Source organism: Salinimicrobium marinum (assembly GCF_014651535.1).
GTDB classification, from domain to species: domain Bacteria; phylum Bacteroidota; class Bacteroidia; order Flavobacteriales; family Flavobacteriaceae; genus Salinimicrobium; species Salinimicrobium marinum.
In genome coordinates this window covers 25,278-47,021 of the sequence record NZ_BMXB01000009.1, presented here as the reverse complement: position 1 = coordinate 47,021, position 21,744 = coordinate 25,278, and the positions used below count along the sequence as shown (strand labels likewise).

Here is a 21,744-nt window from a genome sequence, read left to right as displayed (position 1 = left end):
ATGAAAAACGTATATACAACAATTTTAACCATACTTATTGGAGTATCGGCATTCGCTCAGAATGCCAATATCAAAAAGGCCGACAAGCTTTTCCTCCAAAGAGCATACATGGACGCCTCCGATGAATATCGGAAGGCTGCCGACAAAAACCAGGAGATACTTCAGAATCTTGGCGATTCCTACTTCTACACAAACAGAATGGGCAATGCCGAAGAAACGTACCGTCTGTTATTTTTGAGACATGAAGGAGAAGTTGCTCCGGAATACAAATTCCGTTTTGCACATGCTCTTAGAGCTTCCGGAAATCATGAGGAAGCGGATAAGTACATGAGTGAGTATCTTGGAACTAAAGTTAACTTCGAAGACTGGGAAAATGAACTGGACTCAACTGTTGTTCATACCTACACTACAGATCAGGTTATGCAGAATGCTGCCTCTTCTGACTTTGGAATCACTTTTATGGGAGACCGTGTGGTATTTGCTTCTACAAGAAATCAGGATAGACCAATCTACAAATGGAACAACAAGCCATATTTAGATCTTTATACTGCTGATATTTCTGAAGAAGGACAACTTTCTAACATCTCTTTATTCTCAGATGAGATAAATACAGATACTCATGAAAGCTCTGCAGCTTTTAGTGATGATGGACAAACCATGTACTTTGACAGAACGAATGCAAGAAGAGTTAAAACTCTTTGGTCTGAAGTACCTGTAGCTACCATCAGGATCTACCGTGCAGAAATGGTAAACGGAGAATGGGATAATATTGAAGAATTACCTTTCACAAGCGATGACTACTCTACCGAGCACCCAACTTTAAGTGCCGATGGAACGAAATTATATTTCGCCAGTGACATGCCGGGTGGTCTCGGATCATTTGATATCTACGTTGTAGATGTAAATGAAGACGGAACTTTTGGAGAACCTCAAAATTTAGGGCCAAATGTAAACACTCCGGAGCGTGAGCAATTTCCTTACATCAGTGATGAAGGAGTGCTTTACTTCGCTTCTACAGGAAGAATGGGCTTTGGTAACCTTGATCTTTTCAGAAGCGAAGGTTCAAACGGTTCTTTTGAAGAAGCTCAGAACCTTGGGAGTTCAGTAAACAGTAGTTCAGATGATTTCGCCTTTGTATTAAAAGAAGGTGAAGACAGAGGATATTTTGCTTCTAACAGAAGAGGATCTGACAACCTTTACGCCTTCACTCGTGAAGACTATGAAAAGCCAGTTGTCCCAAAAGACCTGAGAGAAACCAATGTTGAAACCGGAAGGCAGCAACTTAGAGACGTTGGAAATATTCACTTCGACTTTGATAAAGCTGAAATCTTACCAGAAGCCGAAGAGACTTTGGATAAGGTGGTAAACATCATGAAGGAGTATCCAACGCTTGAAATCGAAATAGGTTCTCATGCTGATGCTCGTGGTCCAGATCAATACAACCAAAAATTATCTGAAAGACGTGCAGCTGCAACTCTTGAGTACATTGTAAGTCAGGGAATCGATCGTAACAGATTGAGCGCTCAGGGATATGGTGAATCAAGACCATTAAATGATTGTACACAACCAACCGGATGTACAGTTGAACAGTATGCAAGGAACAGACGAAGCGAGTTCACTATTATGAACTAAGCAGGTTTCTGACTAACCAACCAAAATTAAGGCTCCGGAAACGGAGCCTTTTTTATTTTATCCAACCTATACTATCTATATTCCTTGTTTCAGAAGTTGCAATAACTGTTACACTTTCCAGTACATTAAAAACCTGCCTTCAATCCAGAATAAGAATTATTACTTTCACAACTTAAAATTGCCTGTTTAATGAAATGCAAAATACTATAAGACGTCCCTTGAAAACTTCCCTGTTGCTAATAGTATAATGAGCTAAGAATTTTATACATATGGCATGTTAGCCCCTTGTTTTCTAAACAGGAAAACATCTCTTCATAATATTCTGTAGTAAAACTGCTAAACAATAATTCTATTTTTTAGGCGGATAACCTTCTAGAGCTTTCTTTACGATCCTTTCAAATCTCGCCTGCCGCTTTTCCGGACTGGCATCGGGATCAAATTTACTCTCCACTACTGCCTGCCAAATCAAAGAATCATCCTGAACATCTATAAAATCGAACGTAAGTTTCAGGAAAGTTTTAGGTCCGCCTAAAGGGATGCCACCAGAAACTCCTACGCCCAGGTTCCCTCCTCCTCCACCAACTCCTATACCTATATTATTACGGCTCTGTTCCTGAAATTCTTCCGTATATACATTCACGTAAAGATCGGGCATTTGGGAGCTTGAAAAGCCTTTTTCCTGGAGAGTTGATTCAAGACCGGAAACAAGCCGGCGTTCATCCAACTGACTAAGCCCCGAATGGAATTCGGGGTATAGTGAATAAGTAACATAGTTATCGAAATTCACCTGTGGATCGTAATCGTGGACAGCTCGAGGCGTATTACAGGAAGAAGCCAACAGGCATAGAAAGAAAATTTTTAGAATTTTCATCGAAATAGTTTTTACTAAATTTAGCAAAAACTATCCCAATAATATTGCAGCTATACTTCAGGTTCTCGGTTCAACATTTCCCAAAGTTTATCTTTTAATTGTGTAAGTCCCTGTTGGGCTACAGAAGAAATAAAAAGATAAGGAGCATTAAGATTTTTATCAAGTTCAGACTTTAGTTCAGCTTTGAGTTCATCATCCAGCATGTCACTTTTTGAAATGGCGATCAACCGGTCCTTGTCCAGCATTTCAGGGTTGTACCTTCTTAACTCATCCAGCAAGATCTCGTACTGTTTCACAATATCTGCAGCATCTGCAGGGACCAGGAACAACAATGTAGAGTTTCGCTCAATATGTCTTAAGAAACGATGTCCAATACCTTTTCCTTCCGCAGCACCTTCAATAATTCCAGGGATATCTGCAACCACAAAGGTCTTAAAATCGCGGTATTCCACGATTCCAAGGTTTGGCTTTAGCGTAGTAAATTCATAATCTGCAATCTTTGGCTTGGCAGCCGTAATGACAGACAACAAAGTGGATTTTCCGGCATTCGGAAAACCGACCAGACCTACATCTGCCAAAATTTTAAGCTCCAGCGTAATATCATGCTCTTCCCCAGGAATCCCCGGTTGTGCATAACGCGGTGTCTGATTGGTAGAGGATTTAAAATGCCAGTTTCCCTGGCCTCCTTTTCCTCCCTCAGCTATCACTAGTTCCTGACCATCTTCAGTTATCTCATGAAGGATATCCTGCGTCTCAGTATCCCGGATCACCGTTCCCAATGGAACCTCAATATATTGATCTTCCCCGTCACCCCCGGTACTTCTTTGTTTTCCGCCATGTTCCCCATGGCCCGCTTTGACGTGTCTTTTGAACTTTAGATGGAAAAGTGTCCAGAGGTTTTTGTTACCACGCAATATAATGTGCCCTCCACGGCCACCATCTCCCCCATCGGGACCTCCTTTGGCAATATATTTCTCCCTGTGTAAATGAGCAGATCCTTTACCTCCGTTTCCGGAAGCTACGTGTATCTTTACGTAATCAACAAAATTCCCTTCTGTCATATTCTTTTCCTGTTATCTTTCAGCAGGTATTTACTGCTTCTTCTTAATCTTTTCTATCACCTCACTCAGGCGCTGTGTTATTTCATTCACACTACCTACTCCGTCAACTCCGTAATATTTATCCTGTTTCAGGTAAAACTGCTTTAAAATAGCAGTTTCTTCGTAGTACACCCTAATTCTTTTTCTTATCACTTCTTCATTTGCATCATCTGGCCTTCCCGAGGTTTTCCCTCTTTCCAAAAGACGTTGCACCAATATTTCATCATCAACTTCCAGTGCAATCATAGCACTCACTTCCGTACCTTTTTCATCCAGAAGTTCAGCCAAAGCTTCCGCCTGGGCCACTGTTCTTGGAAAGCCGTCAAAAATGAATCCGTTCCCATTAATATCTTTTTCTACCTCAGCATTCAACATGTTGATCGTCACTTCATCTGGCACTAACTGACCTTTATCCATATAGGATTTTGCCAGATTACCAAGTTCAGTTTGATTTTTAATGTTATATCTAAAAACATCCCCGGTAGAAATATGTTTTAACTGATAGGATTCTTTCAAGATGTTCGCCTGTGTTCCTTTTCCGGCACCCGGAGGTCCGAATAACACTAAATTTGTCATGTTGCTGCTTTCTTTAAGTTTATATACCTGAGTAAGGTTTCGTCCCAAACCGTCGTAGTCCAGGCCGTAACCAACAATAAAGTCATTAGGGATCTCCATACCTATATAATCAATAGGCAGTGGTTTTTTATAAGCTTCGGGTTTATAGAACAAAGTCACCACTTTAAATTCCTTTACCTTTTCTGCTTTTAAAATCCTGTGAATACTTTCCAGGGTATTTCCTGTATCCACAATATCTTCAATAACAATTACTGTTCGGTTTTCAAGAGACTGGGTTAACCCCAGCAGAGTATCCACATTTCCGGTAGTACCAGTGCCCTCGTAAGAACTCAACTTCACAAAATTGACCTCACAATCTCCTTCAAATCTCTTGATTAGCTCGGCTGCAAATAAAAAAGCGCCGTTTAAAATCCCCAGAAATACAGGTTTTTCGTCCCTGAAATCTTCATTGATCTTTAGCGCAAGTTGTTCTATTGCCAATGTGATCTCGGCTTCAGAAATAAAAGGAGTAAATTTTAAATCGTGTAGTTGTACCAAAACAGAATTATTTTTGGGAAACAAAGATACATATTCCAATCAAACCCACAGGCCCTAAAAAAGTACATTTACAGAGGTTTATTTCTCCTTTTCCGTCTTAATGAATTATTTTTGCTGAAACTCTTCATATATGACCAATTATTTTTCTTCAGAATTTAAATTAGGCATTCTTGGCGGCGGCCAGTTAGGGAAAATGATGCTTTATGAAACCAGAAAGTTTGATGTACAGACTTTTGTACTGGACCCCAGCAATGAAGCCCCTTCCCGGATAGCCTGTAACCAGTTTGAACAGGGAGATCTCATGGATTACGAAACTGTTCTCAACTTCGGAAGAAAAGTAGATGTCCTTACTTTCGAGATAGAATCTGTAAACGTGGAGGCACTTGAAAAACTGAAAGAGGAAGGAATCAAAGTTTTTCCGGCTCCGGAAACATTAAGAAAAATTCAGGATAAAGGAATTCAGAAGGAGTTTTATCTTGAGAATGATATTTCAACCGCTCCTTTCAAAAAGTTCACCTCCAAAGCCGATTTAATTTCAGCTATAGAAAATGTAGAGGTCGACCTTCCTTTTGTGTGGAAAAATACCACCGGAGGTTATGACGGAAAAGGTGTGGCGGTCATTAAAACAAAAGATGCTTTAAAGGATCTTCCCGACACTCCTTGTATTGCAGAAAAACTTATTCCTTTTAAAAATGAACTTGCCGTGATCGTGGCGAGAAGCCCTTCAGGCGAGGTACAAACTTACCCTGTGGTGGAGATGGAATTCCATCCCGAAGCAAATCAGGTAGAATATGTAATCTGCCCCGCAAGGATAGATGCTTCAGTAGCTGAAAAAGCCAGAGCGTTGGCTAAGAAAGTTTCCGAAGCATTTGAACATGTAGGCTTACTCGCGGTGGAAATGTTCCAGACTAAAGAGGATGAGATCCTGGTAAATGAAGTGGCACCGAGACCTCACAACAGTGGACACTATTCTATCGAAGCCAGTTATACCAATCAGTTTGAACAACACATTAGAGCTATATTAGATCTTCCGTTGGGAAACACCCAGAGTAAAGTGGGTGGTGTAATGGTTAATTTAGTGGGCGAAGAAGGTCACACGGGAAATGTGGTTTATGAGAATATTTCTGAAATATTGGCTATGAAAGCCGTTACTCCGCATATCTACGGAAAAAAAATCACCCGGCCTTTCCGGAAAATGGGGCATGTAACAATCGTAAATGAAGATCTCGCAGAAGCCCGTCGAATTGCTGAAGAAGTAAAAAATACCATTAAAGTTATTAGTGAATAAATAATAAACAAACCTCACAGATTTTCAAAATCGGGAAGGTTTAAATTTAATTTATATGAGTAAAGTAGGAATTATTATGGGAAGTACCAGTGACATGCCTGTTATGCAGGACGCCATTGATATTCTTGAAAGTTTTGATATTGCAGTGGAAGTAGACATAGTTTCTGCTCACCGTACGCCAGATAAGCTTTTTGACTATGGAAAAAATGCCCATACCCGTGGAATTAAGGTTATCATTGCCGGAGCCGGCGGGGCAGCTCACCTCCCTGGGATGATTGCCTCCTTGTCACCGCTACCAGTGATAGGTGTGCCGGTGAAATCCAGCAACTCCATTGACGGTTGGGATTCTGTACTATCTATCCTACAAATGCCCGGCGGAGTGCCTGTAGCTACAGTGGCTCTGGATGGCGCAAAAAATGCCGGAATTCTTGCCGCCCAGATCTTAGGCGCTTCAGATAAAGATATTCAGCATAAAATTCTGAAGTACAAAGAAGGCTTAAAAGATAAAGTCATCGAAGGCGCGAAAAACCTGAAAAAATAAAAGCCACACCGTGTGGTGTGGCTTTCTGGTAGCATTTAAATGTTTAATATTATTTATTAACCATTCTAAATATATTAATCAAAACTTAAAAGCTACTTCTTTTAATGTTTTTCCTGTTATCTTCCCGATAAGCTGTAAAGATATGAAAATGTAATTTCTTTTTCGGGGAAAAGCACTTAAAATCGATAAACAGTTTAAACATTTTTAATCAGAAATTAATTTATGTCTCAACAAAATCCTCTTTTAGAACCTTTTGAAACCGCTCCTTTTTCCCAACTAAGGACCGAACATTTTAAACCGGCAATAGAAGAAGCAATAAAATCTGCCCGGCTGCAAATTGAAGAAATCACCTCTTCCGAAGCCGAGCCTGCATTCAAAAACACCATTGAAGCACTGGAATTTTCCGGCTCGCAACTGGACCGGGTAACCAGCATTTTTTTTAATCTCAACTCCGCTGAAACCAATGATGAGATCCAGAAACTTGCCCAGGAAATCTCTCCTGTCCTTTCAGATTTCAGGAATGATATCATTCTCAATGAAGAACTTTTCCGAAAAGTAAAAGTGGTATATGATCAAAAGGAAAATCTGGACCTCAACGTAGAGCAACAAACTTTACTGGATAAAAAATACAAAATGTTCTCCCGAAACGGAGCTAATTTAACCGAAGACAAAAAACAGCAATTGCGGGAGATTGATAAAAAATTATCCTCCTTAAGCCTTAATTTCGGAGAAAATGTACTGGCAGAAACCAACAGGTTTGAACTTCATCTCACCGATGAAAAAGAACTCGAAGGATTGCCTAACGGGTTGAGAAGTGCAGCAAGAAGTCTCGCTAAATCAAAGAATAAGGAAGGATGGATCTTCAACCTTCATTACCCCAGCTATCTTCCATTCATGAAATATGCTACCAATCGTGAGCTTCGGAAGAAAATGGCCATCGCTTTTGGAGCTAAAGGCTTTCATAATGATGAACTGGATAACCAGAAAAATGTGCTTCAGATTGCGAAGCTAAGGCATGAAAAAGCAAATTTACTGGGATACAAGACCTATGCAGATTTCATCCTTGAAGAACGTATGGCAGAAACACCAGATAAAGTCGATAGCTTTCTGCAGGAATTATTGGAAAAAGCAAAACCAGCTGCAGAAAGAGAGTTTAAAGAACTGGAGAATTTCGCCAAAGATCTTGACGGGATCGACCGACTGGAGAAATGGGATGCTGCTTTCTACAGTGAGAAACTCAAACAAAAACTATTTGATCTTGATGACGAGCAGTTAAAACCATATTTTGAACTTGAGAATGTCATCAGCGGTGTGTTCACAGTTTCAGAAAAGCTATACGGATTAAAATTTGAGGAAGTATTTGATGTAGATAAATACCACGAGGAAGTTAAGACGTACCGTGTTACAGACGGAGATAATCATGAAATCTCCCTTTTCTACGCAGACTTCTTTCCCAGGGAAGGAAAAAGAGGAGGTGCATGGATGACCTCTTACAAACCTCAGCAGAAAAAAGGTGACAAAGATGACCGTCCACATATTTCTATCGTTTGTAACTTTACGAAACCCACAGAAGAGGAGCCTTCCTTACTTACTTTTAACGAAGTAACCACCCTTTTCCATGAATTTGGACACGCTTTACATGGAATGCTGGCAAATACTACCTATCCCAGCCTTTCGGGTGCCAATGTTTTCTGGGATTTCGTAGAACTTCCGAGTCAGGTGCTGGAAAACTGGTGCTATGAAAAAGAAGCACTTCAGTTGTTCGCAAAACACTATAAAACCGGGGAACCCATTCCGGAGGAGTTAATTGAGAAGATCAAGGAATCTGCTACTTTTCACGAGGGCATGGCAACTTTGCGACAATTGAGTTTCGGAATGCTGGACATGAGCTGGCATAGAATTGATCCTTCAGAAATCGATAATGTAAAAGAGCACGAAAATAAAGCTTTTGAAGCCACAAAATTATATCCCGATGTTACAGAGAATTGCATGAGCACCTCTTTCTCCCACATTTTCCAGGGAGGTTATGCAGCAGGATATTACTCGTATAAATGGGCAGAAGTTCTGGATGCAGATACTTTTGAATTTTTCAAAGAAAAAGGCATTTTTGACAGGGAAACTGCGAATAAATTCAGGGACAGCATATTGTCTCAGGGAGGAACAGAACATCCACTCACCCTTTACAAACGCTTTAGAGGCAAAGAACCCGAGCCCGAGGCTTTACTAAGAAGAGCCGGATTGATTGAGAAAAAGTAGATTTAAAACGGAGGGACCCTTTTCAGGATCACTCCGTTTTAATTTGTTGTTTCTTCGCAATAAAGAGAAGAAAACTTTTTCCTATTTTTAAAGAATAACTAACTTTATATGGCAACTAACATTATTGATCCTACAAAATGGGTTGATAGATATTCAGATTATCTTTTCAATTACACCATTGTGCGTGTAAATGACAGGGAAGTTGCCAATGATCTAATTTCTGAAACCTTTCTTGCCGGGCTTAAGTCGATGAAGAATTTTAAGGGAGAATCCACCGAGAGGACCTGGCTTATTTCTATTCTAAAAAGGAAAATTGTTGATTATTACAGGAAAATAAATTCTAATAAGGGCAGAGCAGAAGTTAAAGTTAATTACAACAGTGATGACAACGATGGAGACTGGCTGGAAGAACAGATAGCAGACCTTTCGGACAAAACTGCCGAGGACACCATGGAAAATGAAGAGCTGGGAATGGCAATCCTGGAATGCCTTGATCAACTGAATGAAAAACAGGCTACGATCTTTAAAATGAAAACTATTGACGGAATTGATACAGATGCCATCTGTAATGAATTCGATATTAGTCCGTCTAATTTATGGGTGATCATCCACAGAGCCAGAACATCCCTGGCAAAATGTTTAGAAAAAAACTGGTTTTAATTATGAAGCTTAGAGAATTATTTAAGTTAAACTGTTCAGAAGCAGCCGAATTCTGCGACAAAGCACAGTATAGGGAAGCCGGTTTCCTGAACAAGCTTAAACTGCGCCTTCATCTCATTTTCTGTCCTCCATGCCAGGAATACACAAAAAAAAACCTGAAATTAACTTCTCTTCTGAAGAAAGCTTCCATTAAAACCTGTACCAAAAAGGAAAAGGAACGTTATAAAAAGCAAATTGAGGAGAATCTTTAAACGAGATTTTCCAACAGTAATAGTATCCCCAGCCATAAAAGAGGAAGCCCTTCTACCCAAAAAGAAGAAAAATATTTTGATTGCTCCTCCTCTGCTTCTATCATCATAAAGCCTGTCACAACAATTACCATCCCCAAAGCTCCTAAGGATTCGGGCGTTCCCGCTTTTTTCAAGAATTCCACCACCAGCATCAAGATCATAAAGATAACTCCGATCAATTTTGATCCGCGAACCCCAATGTTTTGAGGCAGGGTTTTCAATTCTGCCCGGTCATACTTAAGATCTCGTATTTCAAAAGGAATTAACAAGACGAGCACGAACAAAAAAATCTGAAAAAATTCCAGGATTACCTCTGCATTAACCAGCATTCCCGAATCTATTACCGGAAGAAAAACAGTTACTCCCGCCCAAATTAGGGCAATTATGTAGATTTTGATGCCGCCTATGGTGCGCAGGTTTCTTTCCCCGAAAAAGGGAAGGGCGTACAAAAGGGTGAGAAACCCTAAAAGTACTGCCACTGCTATGACCTCAAACCTGATCCTGAAGGCAAAGTTCACCAGGCCCACGAAGCACAGGAATGAAAAAATCTGGATAAGCCTTAAATTTTGAGTCAGGCTCCTGTGATGCAAACCGGCCACCCCGGCGTATTTTATAAAATTATAGCCCGTAATTGTTCCGAAAAAGATAAAAAGTAATAGGTTTATATCAGGGGAAATCCCCAGGTGAATTGTGGAAATCACTGCGAGTGCCACCACGGCAAAAGCCACGTGAATACTACTGGCTATATAAAATGCAAAAAGATTTTTCAGAATTCTCATTATCACTTCTTCAGCACTATTCTTTCATATGATTTAAATTGAAAAAGTTAACAAGACTTCCGGTAAAAATCCTGAAAAAATAGGTTTAAAATACGTAATTTCGCGGCTCAAAACACAACTTTATTCTTCATGAATACAAATTCTTTTTCCCTACGACACATAGGTCCTAAAGAAAATGATCTTCAGGATATGCTAAAAGCGGTTGGAGCAGATTCGCTCGATCAATTGATCTACGAAACCCTGCCCGACGACATTCGCCTGAAAAAAGATCTTGATCTTGCTCCTGCTATGAGCGAGAACGAATATATCACCCACAGCATTTCTTTAGCTGCCAAAAATAAAATATTTAAAAGTTATATTGGATTAGGTTACCACGAATCCATCACCCCCCCGGTGATCCAGAGAAACATTCTGGAGAATCCGGGTTGGTATACTGCCTACACGCCTTACCAGGCAGAGATCGCGCAGGGAAGGCTGGAAGCTTTGATCAATTTCCAGACTGTGGTTGCAGATCTTACCGGGATGGAACTTGCCAATGCTTCCCTACTGGATGAAGCGACGGCTGCCGGGGAAGCCATGTCATTACTTTATTCTGTTAGAAGCCGGGATCAAAAGAAGAATGAGGTAAATAAATTCTTTGTTTCTGAAGAAGTTTTACCGCAAACCATCGATGTACTTAAATCACGAGCACTTCCACTGGACATTGAGCTAGTGATTGGGGATCATGAAAAATTTGATTTTTCAGATAAGTTTTTCGGAGCTTTTCTTCAATATCCGGGGAAACTGGGACAGATCTTTAACTATGCCGATTTTGTTTCCAAAGCTAAAAATGCTGAAATTAAAGTTGCTGTCGCAGCCGATATTTTAAGCCTTGTTAAGCTTCAGGCTCCGGGAGAGTTTGGAGTAGATGTGGTAGTTGGTACTACCCAGCGCTTCGGAATACCATTAGGGTACGGTGGACCACATGCAGCTTATTTTGCTACCCGTGAAGAATACAAACGAAGCATTCCAGGTAGGATCATTGGAGCTACGAAAGATATGGACGGCAATGTTGCCCTTCGAATGGCACTTCAGACCCGGGAACAACACATCAAAAGGGATAAAGCCACTTCAAATATCTGTACTGCACAGGTGCTACTGGCAGTAATGGCCGGGATGTATGCCGTTTACCACGGACCTAAGGGCCTAGAATTCATCGCTACCAAAGTTCATAAATCCGCAGTTACTGTGGCAGAGGAGCTTGAGAAACTAGGTTTTTCTCAACTAAACTCCGCTTATTTCGATACTATTCTTCTGAAAGCAGATGCTGCCAAAGTAAAAGCTGTTGCTGAAAGAAACGAAGTGAATTTCTACTATCCGTCTTCAGAAACAGTAGCTATTTCGCTTAATGAGCCTACAAACCTTGATAACATTCATACTGTTATTGCTATTTTTGCTGAAGTTGCAGAAAAGGAAGCTAAAAAAGTTTCTGCTTTAACTGAAGCCAACAGAATACCTGAAGCGGTAGCGCGAAAAACAGCATTTCTTCAAAATGAGGTTTTCAACTCCTACCATTCAGAAACAGAACTAATGCGCTACATCAAAAAGCTGGAAAGAAAGGATCTTTCCTTAAATCATTCTATGATAGCTTTAGGATCCTGCACAATGAAACTGAATGCCGCAGCCGAAATGTTGCCAATCAGTTATCCGCAGTGGGGAAATATTCATCCGTTCGTGCCGCTTGATCAGGCAGAAGGTTACCAGATCGTTTTGAAAAGACTGGAAAAGCAGCTTAATGAGATCACCGGATTTGCAGCAACTTCGCTTCAGCCAAATTCCGGAGCACAGGGGGAGTTAGCCGGATTAATGGTGATAAGGGCTTATCACGAATCTCGTGGTGAATCCCACCGGAATGTATGTTTGATCCCTTCTTCAGCTCACGGTACCAACCCTGCTTCTGCTGTAATGGCGGGAATGAAGGTAGTGGTAACAAAAGCTTCAGAAAACGGAAATATCGACGTGGACGATCTTCGGGAAAAAGCGATCAAATACAAGGATAATCTTGCCGCCCTGATGGTGACCTATCCTTCGACACACGGAGTGTTTGAATCTGCCATTAAAGAAGTTACTCAAATCATCCACAATAACGGTGGACAGGTTTATATGGATGGCGCCAACATGAACGCCCAGGTAGGCTTGACAAATCCCGGAGCTATTGGAGCCGATGTTTGTCACCTAAACCTTCACAAAACTTTTGCTATTCCACATGGCGGTGGTGGTCCCGGAGTTGGGCCTATATGTGTGGCACCTCAGCTGGTTCCGTTTTTACCAGGTAATCCTGTAATACCAACCGGGGGACAATCTGCCATTCCTGCAATTTCTGCAGCACCATGGGGTTCTGCTTTGGTTTGCTTGATCTCTTACGCCTACATCACTATGTTGGGAAGTGAAGGATTGAAAAAGGCCACACAATACGCTATTTTAAACGCCAATTATATCAAAGCCCGACTTGAAGGAGAAGGACAGTACAAGACCTTGTACAGCGGAGAAAGAGGTCGCGCAGCTCATGAAATGATCCTGGACTGTCGCCCGTTCAAAGCCAAAGGGATTGAGATTACAGATATTGCAAAGAGGCTTATTGATTATGGCTTCCACTCTCCTACCGTTTCTTTCCCTGTGGCAGGAACGCTCATGATCGAACCCACGGAAAGTGAAAGCAAAGCCGAATTAGATCGTTTTTGTGATGCATTGCTTTCCATCAAAAAAGAAATTGAGGAGGTAAGCGAAGATGAGCCAAACAACGTTCTGAAGAACGCACCTCATACATTACAGATGCTGACTTCAGATGAATGGAATTTACCATACAATCGTGAAAAGGCAGCGTATCCTCTGGAATATTTAAGAGACAATAAATTCTGGCCATCTGTTAGAAGGGTAGATGACGCATACGGAGACAGGAACCTTATTTGTACCTGTGCTCCCATAGAAGAATACATGTAAAGGATTCACTTAAAAGGAGCCTCCGAAAAATGAATTCCGGAGGCTTTTTTTTGCCTCCTAAATCTTAACTATATCTTAACAAAAATTCCCTATTTTATCATAATTTATAATGAGTCTTTAATGTTCTTCTCAGGTATTGAGAATTCCGTAAAACTGAATTTTTATTACCAGAAATTGAGGGTTTATGCCTCTGCATTTATTAATTTTGAATAGATTACCCCATTTAAATGAAGTTATGAGTATCAAAATCACAGGTACTGGAAGTTTTATCCCGGAAAGAATTGAAAGAAATTCAGATTTTAATGAACATGAATTTCTAAATCTCGATGGCACCGGATTCAATCAGCCTAATGCAGTTATCATTGAAAAATTCAAAGCTATAACAGGCATTGCTGAGAGAAGATACATTGAGGATGAACTTTTCAATTCCGATATTGCTTTTTTTGCTGCAGAAAGAGCCATTGCAGATGCAGGCATAGATCCCGAAGAGCTGGATTATCTAATCGTGGCGCACAATTATGGGGATGTTGCCCATAATCACATGCAAAGTGATACCGTACCAAGTATTGCCACCCGGGTAAAGCAAAAGCTCAAAATTAAAAATCCGAAATGTGTGGCATACGACATGCTTTTTGGCTGCCCGGGATGGGTGGAATCAGTGATCCAGGCAAATGCTTTTATCAAAGCGGGAATTGCAAAAAAATGCCTGGTGATCGGCTCAGAAACTCTTTCAAGAGTCATTGACAAACATGATCGTGATTCCATGATCTATTCAGATGGTGCCGGTGCCACAGTGATTGAAGCTTCCGATGAAGAAGGCGGAATCCTGGCGCACGAAAGTGCTACCTATGCCCTTGATGAAGGAACCTTTATTTACTTCGGAAAATCAAATAACCCTACTATTTCCGAAGAAAGACGCTACATCAAAATGCACGGCCGTAAGATCTATGAATTTGCTCTCAGTAATGTGCCCGAGGCCATGAAAACATGTCTCGAAAAAAGTGGAACTGACATTGCTGATGTCAAAAAGATCCTCATCCACCAGGCAAATGAAAAAATGGACGAAGCGATCCTCAAACGCTTCTACAAATTATTCGGCTTATCTGTGCCGCAGGGCATCATGCCAATGAGTATTGACAAACTTGGGAATAGCAGTGTTGCTACAGTGCCTACTCTCCTGGACCTCATCCTGAAAGGAAATATGGAAAACCAGGAGCTTAAAAAAGGAGACACCATCATTCTTGCCAGCGTAGGTGCCGGTATGAACATAAATTCAATCGTCTATAAGCTGTAGGATGTACGAAGGCACTTTTCCTAACAAACGCTATAAACATACGCTGGAATTCTTACAGGAAACAGCACCGTCTCCCGCAAACATCCTGGATCTCGGTGTAAGAAATCCTTTCTCTGAATTGATGGAGAAAAGCGGTTATACGGTGTCCAATACTACCGGCGAAGACCTGGACTTTGACAGGGAAGTCCTCAAAGCTTCCAATGCAGATATTGTAACCGCATTTGAAATTTTTGAACATCTGCTAGCTCCTTTTAATGTTCTCCAGGAAATAAAAGCAAAAAAGCTGATTGCCACCGTACCTTTAAAGTTGTGGTTCTCCCCCGCCTATCGCAGTAAAACCGATATGTGGGACCGGCATTTCCACGAGTTTGAAGACTGGCAATTCGACTGGCTTCTGGAAAAAACCGGATGGCAAATTAAAAAGCGACATAAATGGACGAATCCGGTAAAGAAAATTGGACTTAGACCCCTTCTGCGGAACTTCACTCCGCGGTATTATGCTGTTTACGCCGAAAGGAAGTAATTTACAACATCCTCCAATTGACTACTGAATTCTATCAGAAGAATCATTTTTCCTGTATTTATTTCGTAACGCTAAATTAATCCAGGCGTAAAAGAGAATTCCCTTAGCAGATGCATTTTTGCAGCAAAAACAAATGGATTTATTCATCTATGTATTTGCCGCATTGTTCTCGGTTATTAATCCGTTAGGCACTGTCCCTATTTTTGTAGGATTAACGGGTGATCACAGCCAGAAAGAACGCTCAAAAATATCCCTTTTTACTGCTATAAATGTGCTGGTAATCCTGATTACCTCTTTTTTCACCGGCAGGTATATCTTACAGTTCTTCGGAATAAGCATTGAATCTTTAAGGATCGCCGGCGGACTTATTATTGCTACTTCAGGTTTTGCCTTGCTTACTGGCTCCTTCTCCAAGCATAAAGGAATGGATAAGCAACGGGTAAAAGATGACGCTTTCCAGCGGGAGGAAATCGCACTCACACCCCTTGCCATCCCCATGCTTGCAGGGCCGGGATCTATATCTCTCTTGATTGGCTTATTTGAAGAATACGCGCTGGTTTCTCAAAAAGCAACCGTAATTCTTGCTATCATTACTGTTTGTTTTGCCACATTTTTAATGCTGAGATGTTCGCACTACATTGTACGCCTGTTGGGTGCATCAGGGATCAATGCTATTTCCAGAATTATTGGTTTTATTGTAATTGCTATTGGAATAGAATACATCACTTCTTCGGTAATGGCGGTTTTGGGGGTTACTTTTAAATAAGAAATCAATTTGTCTCTCCGGGTAATTCTTTCAGCCAAGATGAGCCTGAAAAATTGTAATTTAGCCCCAAAATAATTTCTTTTTGAAAGTTTACATTGTCATTCCGGCGCACAACGAAGCAGCATTTATAAGCCGAACGCTTCAGTCACTGGTGGAGCAAAGCCATCTTCCGGAGAAGATCATTGTTGTAGACGATCAGTCTTCAGATAATACTGCTGAAATTGTTGCCGGCTTTGCTAAAATACACTCCTTCATTTCTCTTGTAAAAACTACCTCATCCGAAGCACATCTCCCCGGAAGCAAAGTTGTAAATGCTTTTTATAAAGGTTATGACCTACTGGATGAGGAGTATGATATCATCTGTAAGTTTGATGCCGACCTTATTTTTCCGAAGAATTACCTGGAGCAGATTGCAGCTCATTTTAATGCCGATCCTAAAACCGGAATGGCCGGCGGATTCTGCCATATCTTAAAAAACGATAAATGGAAATTGGAAAATCTCACGGGGAAAGACCACATTCGGGGCGCTTTAAAGGCCTACCGAAAAGATTGTTTTAAACAAATTGGAGGTCTTAAGCCTTCCATGGGCTGGGATACTGTCGATGAACTGCTGGCCCAATATCATAATTGGAAAATAGTTACAGATGAATCTCTTGCGGTAAAACATTTACGACCTACAGGTTTCACTTATGATAAAGCTGCTAAATTAAAACAAGGGGAAGCTTTTTATAAACTGCGCTATGGCTTTTTAATTACATTAATAGCATCGGCCAAACTCGCCTGGAACAAAAGGATGCCGGGTCTTACTAAAGACTATCTGGAGGGATTTTTTCACGCAAAAACCAGCGATTTGCCTTTTCTAGTATCCAAAAAAGAAGGAGCCTTCATAAGAAGGCTCCGGTATAAAAAAATGGTAAATAAATTTTTATAGATCTATTTTTCCAAAGCCACTTCCAGAGGTCTTCCGGTAGAACCATTAGGATAAGTTATTCCAAGTAAGGCTGAGATCGTTGGTGCAATGTCAGATATTTCCACCCGTTCCATACTGCTTCCCTGTTTGATCCCGTGTCCATAGAACAATATAGGAGCATGCGTATCATAGTTTTGTCCGCTACCATGAGTAGATCCTGTTCTGGAATAGGAAATTACAGAAGGTTCTAAAACCAACACCACGTCTCCACTCCGCTTTTGATGATATCCCATATCGATCAGGGCATCCATTCCACGGGTGTAGTTTGTTGCTTCCAGCTGACGACGGGTATATACTTTATTGACCGCATCATACTGAAGACTGAAAAGAGCTACTGCTTTTTCTAACTGCTGAACATCAATTTCCTCTTCCAGCAATTTTTCGTAATTAAAGAAAATCTGGTTGTTGGAAATATTCGAAACAGCATCCTCCATTTCAAAAGTTGAAGCAATAAATTCATTTAAAGAGGATTTGAATTCTCCATAGTTAAAATATCCCGAAGGTATTTTTACGGTTTCCAGGTATGCCGGCACATGAACCCCACCATGATCCGCAGTCAGGAATAACGTGTAATTACCTTTTCCAACTTTTTCATCCAGGACATTCAGCATTCGTTCAAGATCTTTATCCAGACGAAGATACGTATCCTGTATTTCCTTGGAGTTCACTCCGAAATTATGGCCTACATAATCGGTAGAAGAATAACTTAAGGTTAAGAAATCTGTAATATCATCCTGCCCAAGCTCTTCTCCATCCAATGCAGCTATAGCAAAATCTGTTGTTAGATTATTTCCGAAGGGAGTAGATTTGATAATATCAAAACCTCCGTTTTGTTTACTTAGTTTTTTAAGATCGTAAGGAAAGCTTGCTGAATTCTGGCCTTTAAATCCACCTTCAAAATTATTTACATCCAGACCACTTTCAGCATAGGTTTCTATATCATATAAAGTATTCCATTCTTTAAAATATGATGCTGCTTTTTTGGAAGCATTGAAATCCATCACCCACTGCGGAAGATCTTCCCGGTAAAAGCTACTGGTGATCCATTTTCCTTCATCTTCGCCGTGGAACCAGTATGCCGCATTCGCCGTATGCCCGGCAGGTAGGACAGAACCGCGATCTTTTAGTGCTACCCCTATGGTTTTCCCCCGCATCTGAGTGTGAAGTCGGTTTTCGTCAGCCACACTGGTGGTCAACATTCGGTGGGGAGACATTTTCCCTGCTGAAGAAGAAGTTCCCACGGGATTTACTTCCGGATCGCCTGCACAGTAAACACTTTCCCCGGCAAATTTATCATACCAGTTATTCCCTATGATCCCGTGACTCTCGGGAGTTGCCCCAGTCCATACCGAAGCGTGTCCGGGACCGGTGTAGGTGGGAATATAATTGAAATGTGCATTTTTAAAATTAAATCCATCACCAGCGATCCTTTTGAACCCGCCATCTCCGAACCTGTTCCAGAATCGGGTGATATAGTCGTAACGCATCTGGTCTACAACTACTCCAACCACTAGTTTTGGGGTAGAATGTAATGCATCTGAAGAAATTTTCTGTTCCTGTGCCGAAATGTTTCCGGTAATAAATAAGCCAAAGATAATTAGCAAAAGTTGTTTCATGGTTTTTGTTCTTTAAACCCAAAAATACCAAATATCCTGTAGTTAAAGTTTCCAGAAGGTTAAAATACTTTGCTTAAAAAAATTAGTATTTTAGCGTTACAAAACGTGCAAATGAACTACCTGCAATCTATTGGTGAATACTTATTAATGATAAAAGGGGTTTTTGGTCGAATGACCAAAGGCTCAGTACTAAAGGAACTTATTTTTAAAGAGATCGATGAACTGGTAGTAGGATCTTTGGGGATTGTTGCTTTTCTTTCCTTCTTTATTGGAGGGGTTGTAGCACTGCAAACTGCCCTTAACCTTAGTAATCCCATCATCCCGAAAAGTCTCGTGGCATTTGCTGCAAGACAATCGATCATCCTGGAATTCTCCCCTACCTTCATCTCCATCATTATGGCAGGTAAGGTGGGTTCCTTCATTACCTCCAGTATTGGATCTATGAGGGTGACCGAACAAATAGATGCTCTTGAAGTAATGGGAATCAATTCACTGAATTATCTGGTATTTCCAAAGATCATAGCAATGCTTACCTATCCATTTGTGATAGCCATCTCTATGTTCCTGGGAGTTTTGGGTGCATATACGTCGGCTGTGCTGGGTGGCTTTGTAAGTTCAGAAGCTTTTATCACTGGTCTTCAGGAAGATTTCATTGGCTTTCATGTGTTCTATGCCTTCTTCAAAACCTTCCTTTTTGCTTTTATTCTCGCCACCATTCCTGCATATCACGGATATTATATGACGGGAGGATCGCTTGAAGTTGGAAAATCAAGTACCACCTCATTCGTCTGGACCAGTGTAGTGATCATCGTAACAAATTACATTGTTACACAATTAATGCTTAGCTAATGATAGAAATTAAAAATTTACATAAAAGTTTTGGTGAAGAAAAAATTCTGAAGGGAATTGATTTTGTCTTTGAAACTGGTAAAACCAATTTGATCATTGGCCAGTCTGGTTCCGGAAAAAGTGTACTCCTTAAATGTATGCTTGGACTTTTTACCCCCGAACAGGGAACTATTGAATATGACGGGGATGCTTATTCGAGCTTCAATGAAGAGCAAAAAAGGGATCTGCGTACAAAAGTTGGGATGCTGTTTCAGGGTGGTGCTCTCTTTGATTCCATGACGGTAGAAGAGAACGTCATGTTTCCTCTCCGGATGTTTACAAAAACAAAAAAGAAAGATCTTAAAGACAGGGTTCACGAGGTTCTTGAACGGGTAAATTTAAATGATACAGGACAAAAATACCCTGCAGAAATTAGTGGTGGTATGCAAAAAAGGGTAGCTATTGCACGTGCCATCGTAAACAGACCTAAATATTTATTCTGTGATGAGCCCAACTCCGGGCTCGATCCTCATACAGCTACCGTGATCGATAACCTGATCCATGATCTAACCGTAGAGTATGATATTACCACTGTGGTGATTACCCACGATATGAACTCATTACTGGAAATTGGCGAGAATATTGCCTTCTTGAAAGACGGCGTACTGGCCTGGAAAGGTGACAAAACCCAGATCTTTAAAACTGAGGATGAAACTGTAACAGATTTTGTTTATTCATCAGATCTTTTCAAAAAAGTAAGAGTAGCCCAGCAAAGGGGGATTTAAAAAACTACAGCTTTACACCATATTAATTTATCGCCTGTACAGAAATGGTGTCGAGCGACAACCTTACCTGAAGCCACTCCCTAAGCTTCTCCATTTCACTTTGCCGTACCTGGTTTGACAGAGATTTATTCCACCTTACATTAAATGTGGGAACCGTATCTGTGCGGGAGAAATCTGTCACTATACTATTGGCATAGCTTAACTGCTCAATGTTTCTGTAATTTATTTTTGCTTCCCTGCTTATTGTCTGAAATGGAATTCCGGAAGCCCTGTGCCGCACCAGCTCCTGTTCCAGCAAACGGATCCTTGCATCCTTATCCTCAACGATCTGCTGATTCCTTACGTATAGATCCTCCAGGATACCTGCTCTTACATCACTGGTGAGCTGCTGGGCAATTTCTGAACTTTGATCACTCCCCTGATGAATTCTAAGGTTTACATCTTCCATATCCCGTCCTTCCTTTATCTCTTCCACCCATTGACCAATCTGACCCTGAGGTACCGGCCTTCCTATGAGGTATACATCTACAAATTTTCTTTTGTAGTCCTGATCATACTTCACCACCTCAGCTCCCGGATAATCAATTTGATTCTCCACATAATCCTTGGTATTAGAAAGAAAAACCTGCTCCCTTAATAAATTTATAAAGAGAAAAATACTAGGGATCATCACCAGAATAGCTATAAGAGAAGCCAGTTTAGCTGTATTTCTCCTGCGCCTGCTGTTAGCATATTTTACAAGCGGAAACCGAAGGATCTTGGCAACCACAAATGTGGAAAGAGCTATGAACACAGAATTAATGGCAAATAAATACAATGCGCCGCCGGCGTATTCCCAGTTTCCAATTGCCAATCCATATCCTACCGTACACAATGGAGGCATCAGGGCTGTGGCAATTGCCACCCCCATGATCACACTGGCAATCGTGCCTTTTTTGGTTTTGGCCACAATTAGCGCCAGACCACCAAAAATAGCCACCAGCACATCCAGAATAGTAGGATAGGTCCTTGCCTTAAGCTCAGGAGTTTCCTGCTCTATAGGCGATATTAGAAAATATAAATAAGCCGTTAAAACACTCAAAACTACCATGACGGCAAGGTTCACCAGGGAACGTTTAAGCGTATCAATATCGTTGATCGCCACACCAAGCCCCACTCCAACTATCGGACCCATAAGTGGTGAAATTAACATGGCACCAATGACCACCGCTGTACTACTCACATTTAAACCTATGGAAGCGACAAAAATGGAAAAAATAAGAATCCAGGCATTGTGGCCTTTAAAGGAAATATCCCTTTTCACCATTTCTATAGTAGTATCCCTGTCGGTTTCCTCGTGTATATCAAGAAGTTCCTTTAAAAAAACCTTGATCTCTTCAAAAGCACCTTTTATATGTGACTTACCCGAAGGCTTTGTATGTATGGGGGGAATGCTGTTATTGTCTTCCATATT

19 protein-coding genes are annotated in these 21,744 nt (G+C 40.9%); 13 read left to right on the top strand and 6 right to left on the bottom strand.

The annotated features are described in order from the left end of the window. A complete protein-coding gene (locus IE056_RS11610) occupies positions 1–1,632 on the top strand; it encodes an OmpA family protein (protein ID WP_189604882.1) in 1,632 nt (543 codons plus the stop codon). Positions 1,633–1,981: 349 nt separating this feature from the next. Here the strand turns inward: IE056_RS11610 and IE056_RS11605 are convergent, their stop codons facing one another. The 3 genes from IE056_RS11605 to IE056_RS11595 are packed head-to-tail and all read right to left on the bottom strand — an operon-like array spanning position 1,982 to position 4,716. Next, positions 1,982–2,503, bottom strand: a complete 522-nt coding sequence (locus IE056_RS11605; protein ID WP_189604881.1) for a DUF4136 domain-containing protein — start codon at positions 2,501–2,503, stop codon at positions 1,982–1,984. Between the two features lie 50 nt (positions 2,504–2,553). After that, complete coding sequence (gene obgE, locus IE056_RS11600; protein WP_189604880.1) at positions 2,554–3,564, bottom strand: GTPase ObgE; 1,011 nt, start codon at positions 3,562–3,564, stop codon at positions 2,554–2,556. 30 nt (positions 3,565–3,594) lie between these two features. Then, positions 3,595–4,716, bottom strand: coding sequence for an adenylate kinase (locus IE056_RS11595; protein WP_189604879.1), 1,122 nt, complete (start codon positions 4,714–4,716; stop codon positions 3,595–3,597). A 130-nt stretch (positions 4,717–4,846) separates the two neighbouring features. Here IE056_RS11595 and IE056_RS11590 point away from each other — a divergent pair, with 130 nt between their 5' ends. The 5 genes from IE056_RS11590 to IE056_RS11570 all read left to right on the top strand — a co-directional run bounded on the left by IE056_RS11590 (position 4,847) and on the right by IE056_RS11570 (position 9,712). Beyond that, positions 4,847–6,004: a 5-(carboxyamino)imidazole ribonucleotide synthase gene (locus IE056_RS11590; RefSeq protein WP_189604878.1), complete on the top strand. Its 1,158-nt coding sequence runs from the start codon at positions 4,847–4,849 to the stop codon at positions 6,002–6,004. 55 nt (positions 6,005–6,059) lie between these two features. Then, positions 6,060–6,545 (top strand): 5-(carboxyamino)imidazole ribonucleotide mutase, encoded by a 486-nt coding sequence (gene purE, locus IE056_RS11585; protein ID WP_189604877.1) that lies wholly within the window; start codon positions 6,060–6,062, stop codon positions 6,543–6,545. Positions 6,546–6,767: 222 nt separating this feature from the next. Beyond that, positions 6,768–8,801 (top strand): M3 family metallopeptidase, encoded by a 2,034-nt coding sequence (locus IE056_RS11580; RefSeq protein WP_189604876.1) that lies wholly within the window; start codon positions 6,768–6,770, stop codon positions 8,799–8,801. 108 nt (positions 8,802–8,909) lie between these two features. Further along, complete coding sequence (locus tag IE056_RS11575; RefSeq protein WP_189604875.1) at positions 8,910–9,461, top strand: sigma-70 family RNA polymerase sigma factor; 552 nt, start codon at positions 8,910–8,912, stop codon at positions 9,459–9,461. Positions 9,462–9,463: 2 nt separating this feature from the next. Further along, positions 9,464–9,712, top strand: a complete 249-nt coding sequence (locus IE056_RS11570; protein WP_229793741.1) for a hypothetical protein — start codon at positions 9,464–9,466, stop codon at positions 9,710–9,712. Here the strand turns inward: IE056_RS11570 and IE056_RS11565 are convergent. Then, positions 9,709–10,530 carry a UbiA prenyltransferase family protein gene (locus IE056_RS11565; RefSeq protein ID WP_189604874.1) on the bottom strand — a complete coding sequence of 274 codons (822 nt, stop codon included), beginning with the start codon at positions 10,528–10,530 and terminating at the stop codon, positions 9,709–9,711. The genes IE056_RS11570 and IE056_RS11565 overlap by 4 nt on opposite strands. A gap of 129 nt (positions 10,531–10,659) precedes the next feature. On the opposite strand from IE056_RS11565, the gene gcvP reads away from it, so the two are divergent. From gcvP to IE056_RS11540, 5 genes are all read left to right on the top strand, one after another. Further along, a complete protein-coding gene (gcvP, locus tag IE056_RS11560) occupies positions 10,660–13,509 on the top strand; it encodes an aminomethyl-transferring glycine dehydrogenase (protein ID WP_189604873.1) in 2,850 nt (949 codons plus the stop codon). 235 nt (positions 13,510–13,744) lie between these two features. After that, positions 13,745–14,803: a 3-oxoacyl-ACP synthase III family protein gene (locus IE056_RS11555; RefSeq protein ID WP_189604872.1), complete on the top strand. Its 1,059-nt coding sequence runs from the start codon at positions 13,745–13,747 to the stop codon at positions 14,801–14,803. Between the two features lies 1 nt (position 14,804). Then, entirely contained in the window at positions 14,805–15,326 is a 522-nt protein-coding gene (locus tag IE056_RS11550) for a class I SAM-dependent methyltransferase (RefSeq protein WP_189604871.1), read from the top strand. Positions 15,327–15,459: 133 nt separating this feature from the next. Continuing rightward, positions 15,460–16,092, top strand: a complete 633-nt coding sequence (locus IE056_RS11545; protein WP_189604870.1) for a MarC family protein — start codon at positions 15,460–15,462, stop codon at positions 16,090–16,092. Positions 16,093–16,174: 82 nt separating this feature from the next. After that, positions 16,175–17,023: a glycosyltransferase family 2 protein gene (locus IE056_RS11540; RefSeq protein WP_189604869.1), complete on the top strand. Its 849-nt coding sequence runs from the start codon at positions 16,175–16,177 to the stop codon at positions 17,021–17,023. A gap of 2 nt (positions 17,024–17,025) precedes the next feature. Here IE056_RS11540 and pafA read toward each other — a convergent pair whose 3' ends face one another. Continuing rightward, positions 17,026–18,678, bottom strand: coding sequence for an alkaline phosphatase PafA (gene pafA / locus IE056_RS11535; RefSeq protein WP_189604868.1), 1,653 nt, complete (start codon positions 18,676–18,678; stop codon positions 17,026–17,028). A 111-nt stretch (positions 18,679–18,789) separates the two neighbouring features. Between pafA and IE056_RS11530 the strand changes: the two genes are divergently transcribed. Then, on the top strand, positions 18,790–19,527 hold the full coding sequence (locus IE056_RS11530) for an MlaE family ABC transporter permease (protein ID WP_189604867.1): 738 nt from the start codon (positions 18,790–18,792) through the stop codon (positions 19,525–19,527). Further along, positions 19,527–20,291 carry an ABC transporter ATP-binding protein gene (locus IE056_RS11525; RefSeq protein ID WP_189604866.1) on the top strand — a complete coding sequence of 255 codons (765 nt, stop codon included), beginning with the start codon at positions 19,527–19,529 and terminating at the stop codon, positions 20,289–20,291. The genes IE056_RS11530 and IE056_RS11525 overlap by 1 nt, the downstream gene beginning before the upstream one ends. A 22-nt stretch (positions 20,292–20,313) precedes the next feature. Here the strand turns inward: IE056_RS11525 and IE056_RS11520 are convergent, their stop codons facing one another. Continuing rightward, positions 20,314–21,741 carry a DUF389 domain-containing protein gene (locus IE056_RS11520; RefSeq protein ID WP_189604865.1) on the bottom strand — a complete coding sequence of 476 codons (1,428 nt, stop codon included), beginning with the start codon at positions 21,739–21,741 and terminating at the stop codon, positions 20,314–20,316. Between the last annotated feature and the right edge of the window lie 3 nt (positions 21,742–21,744).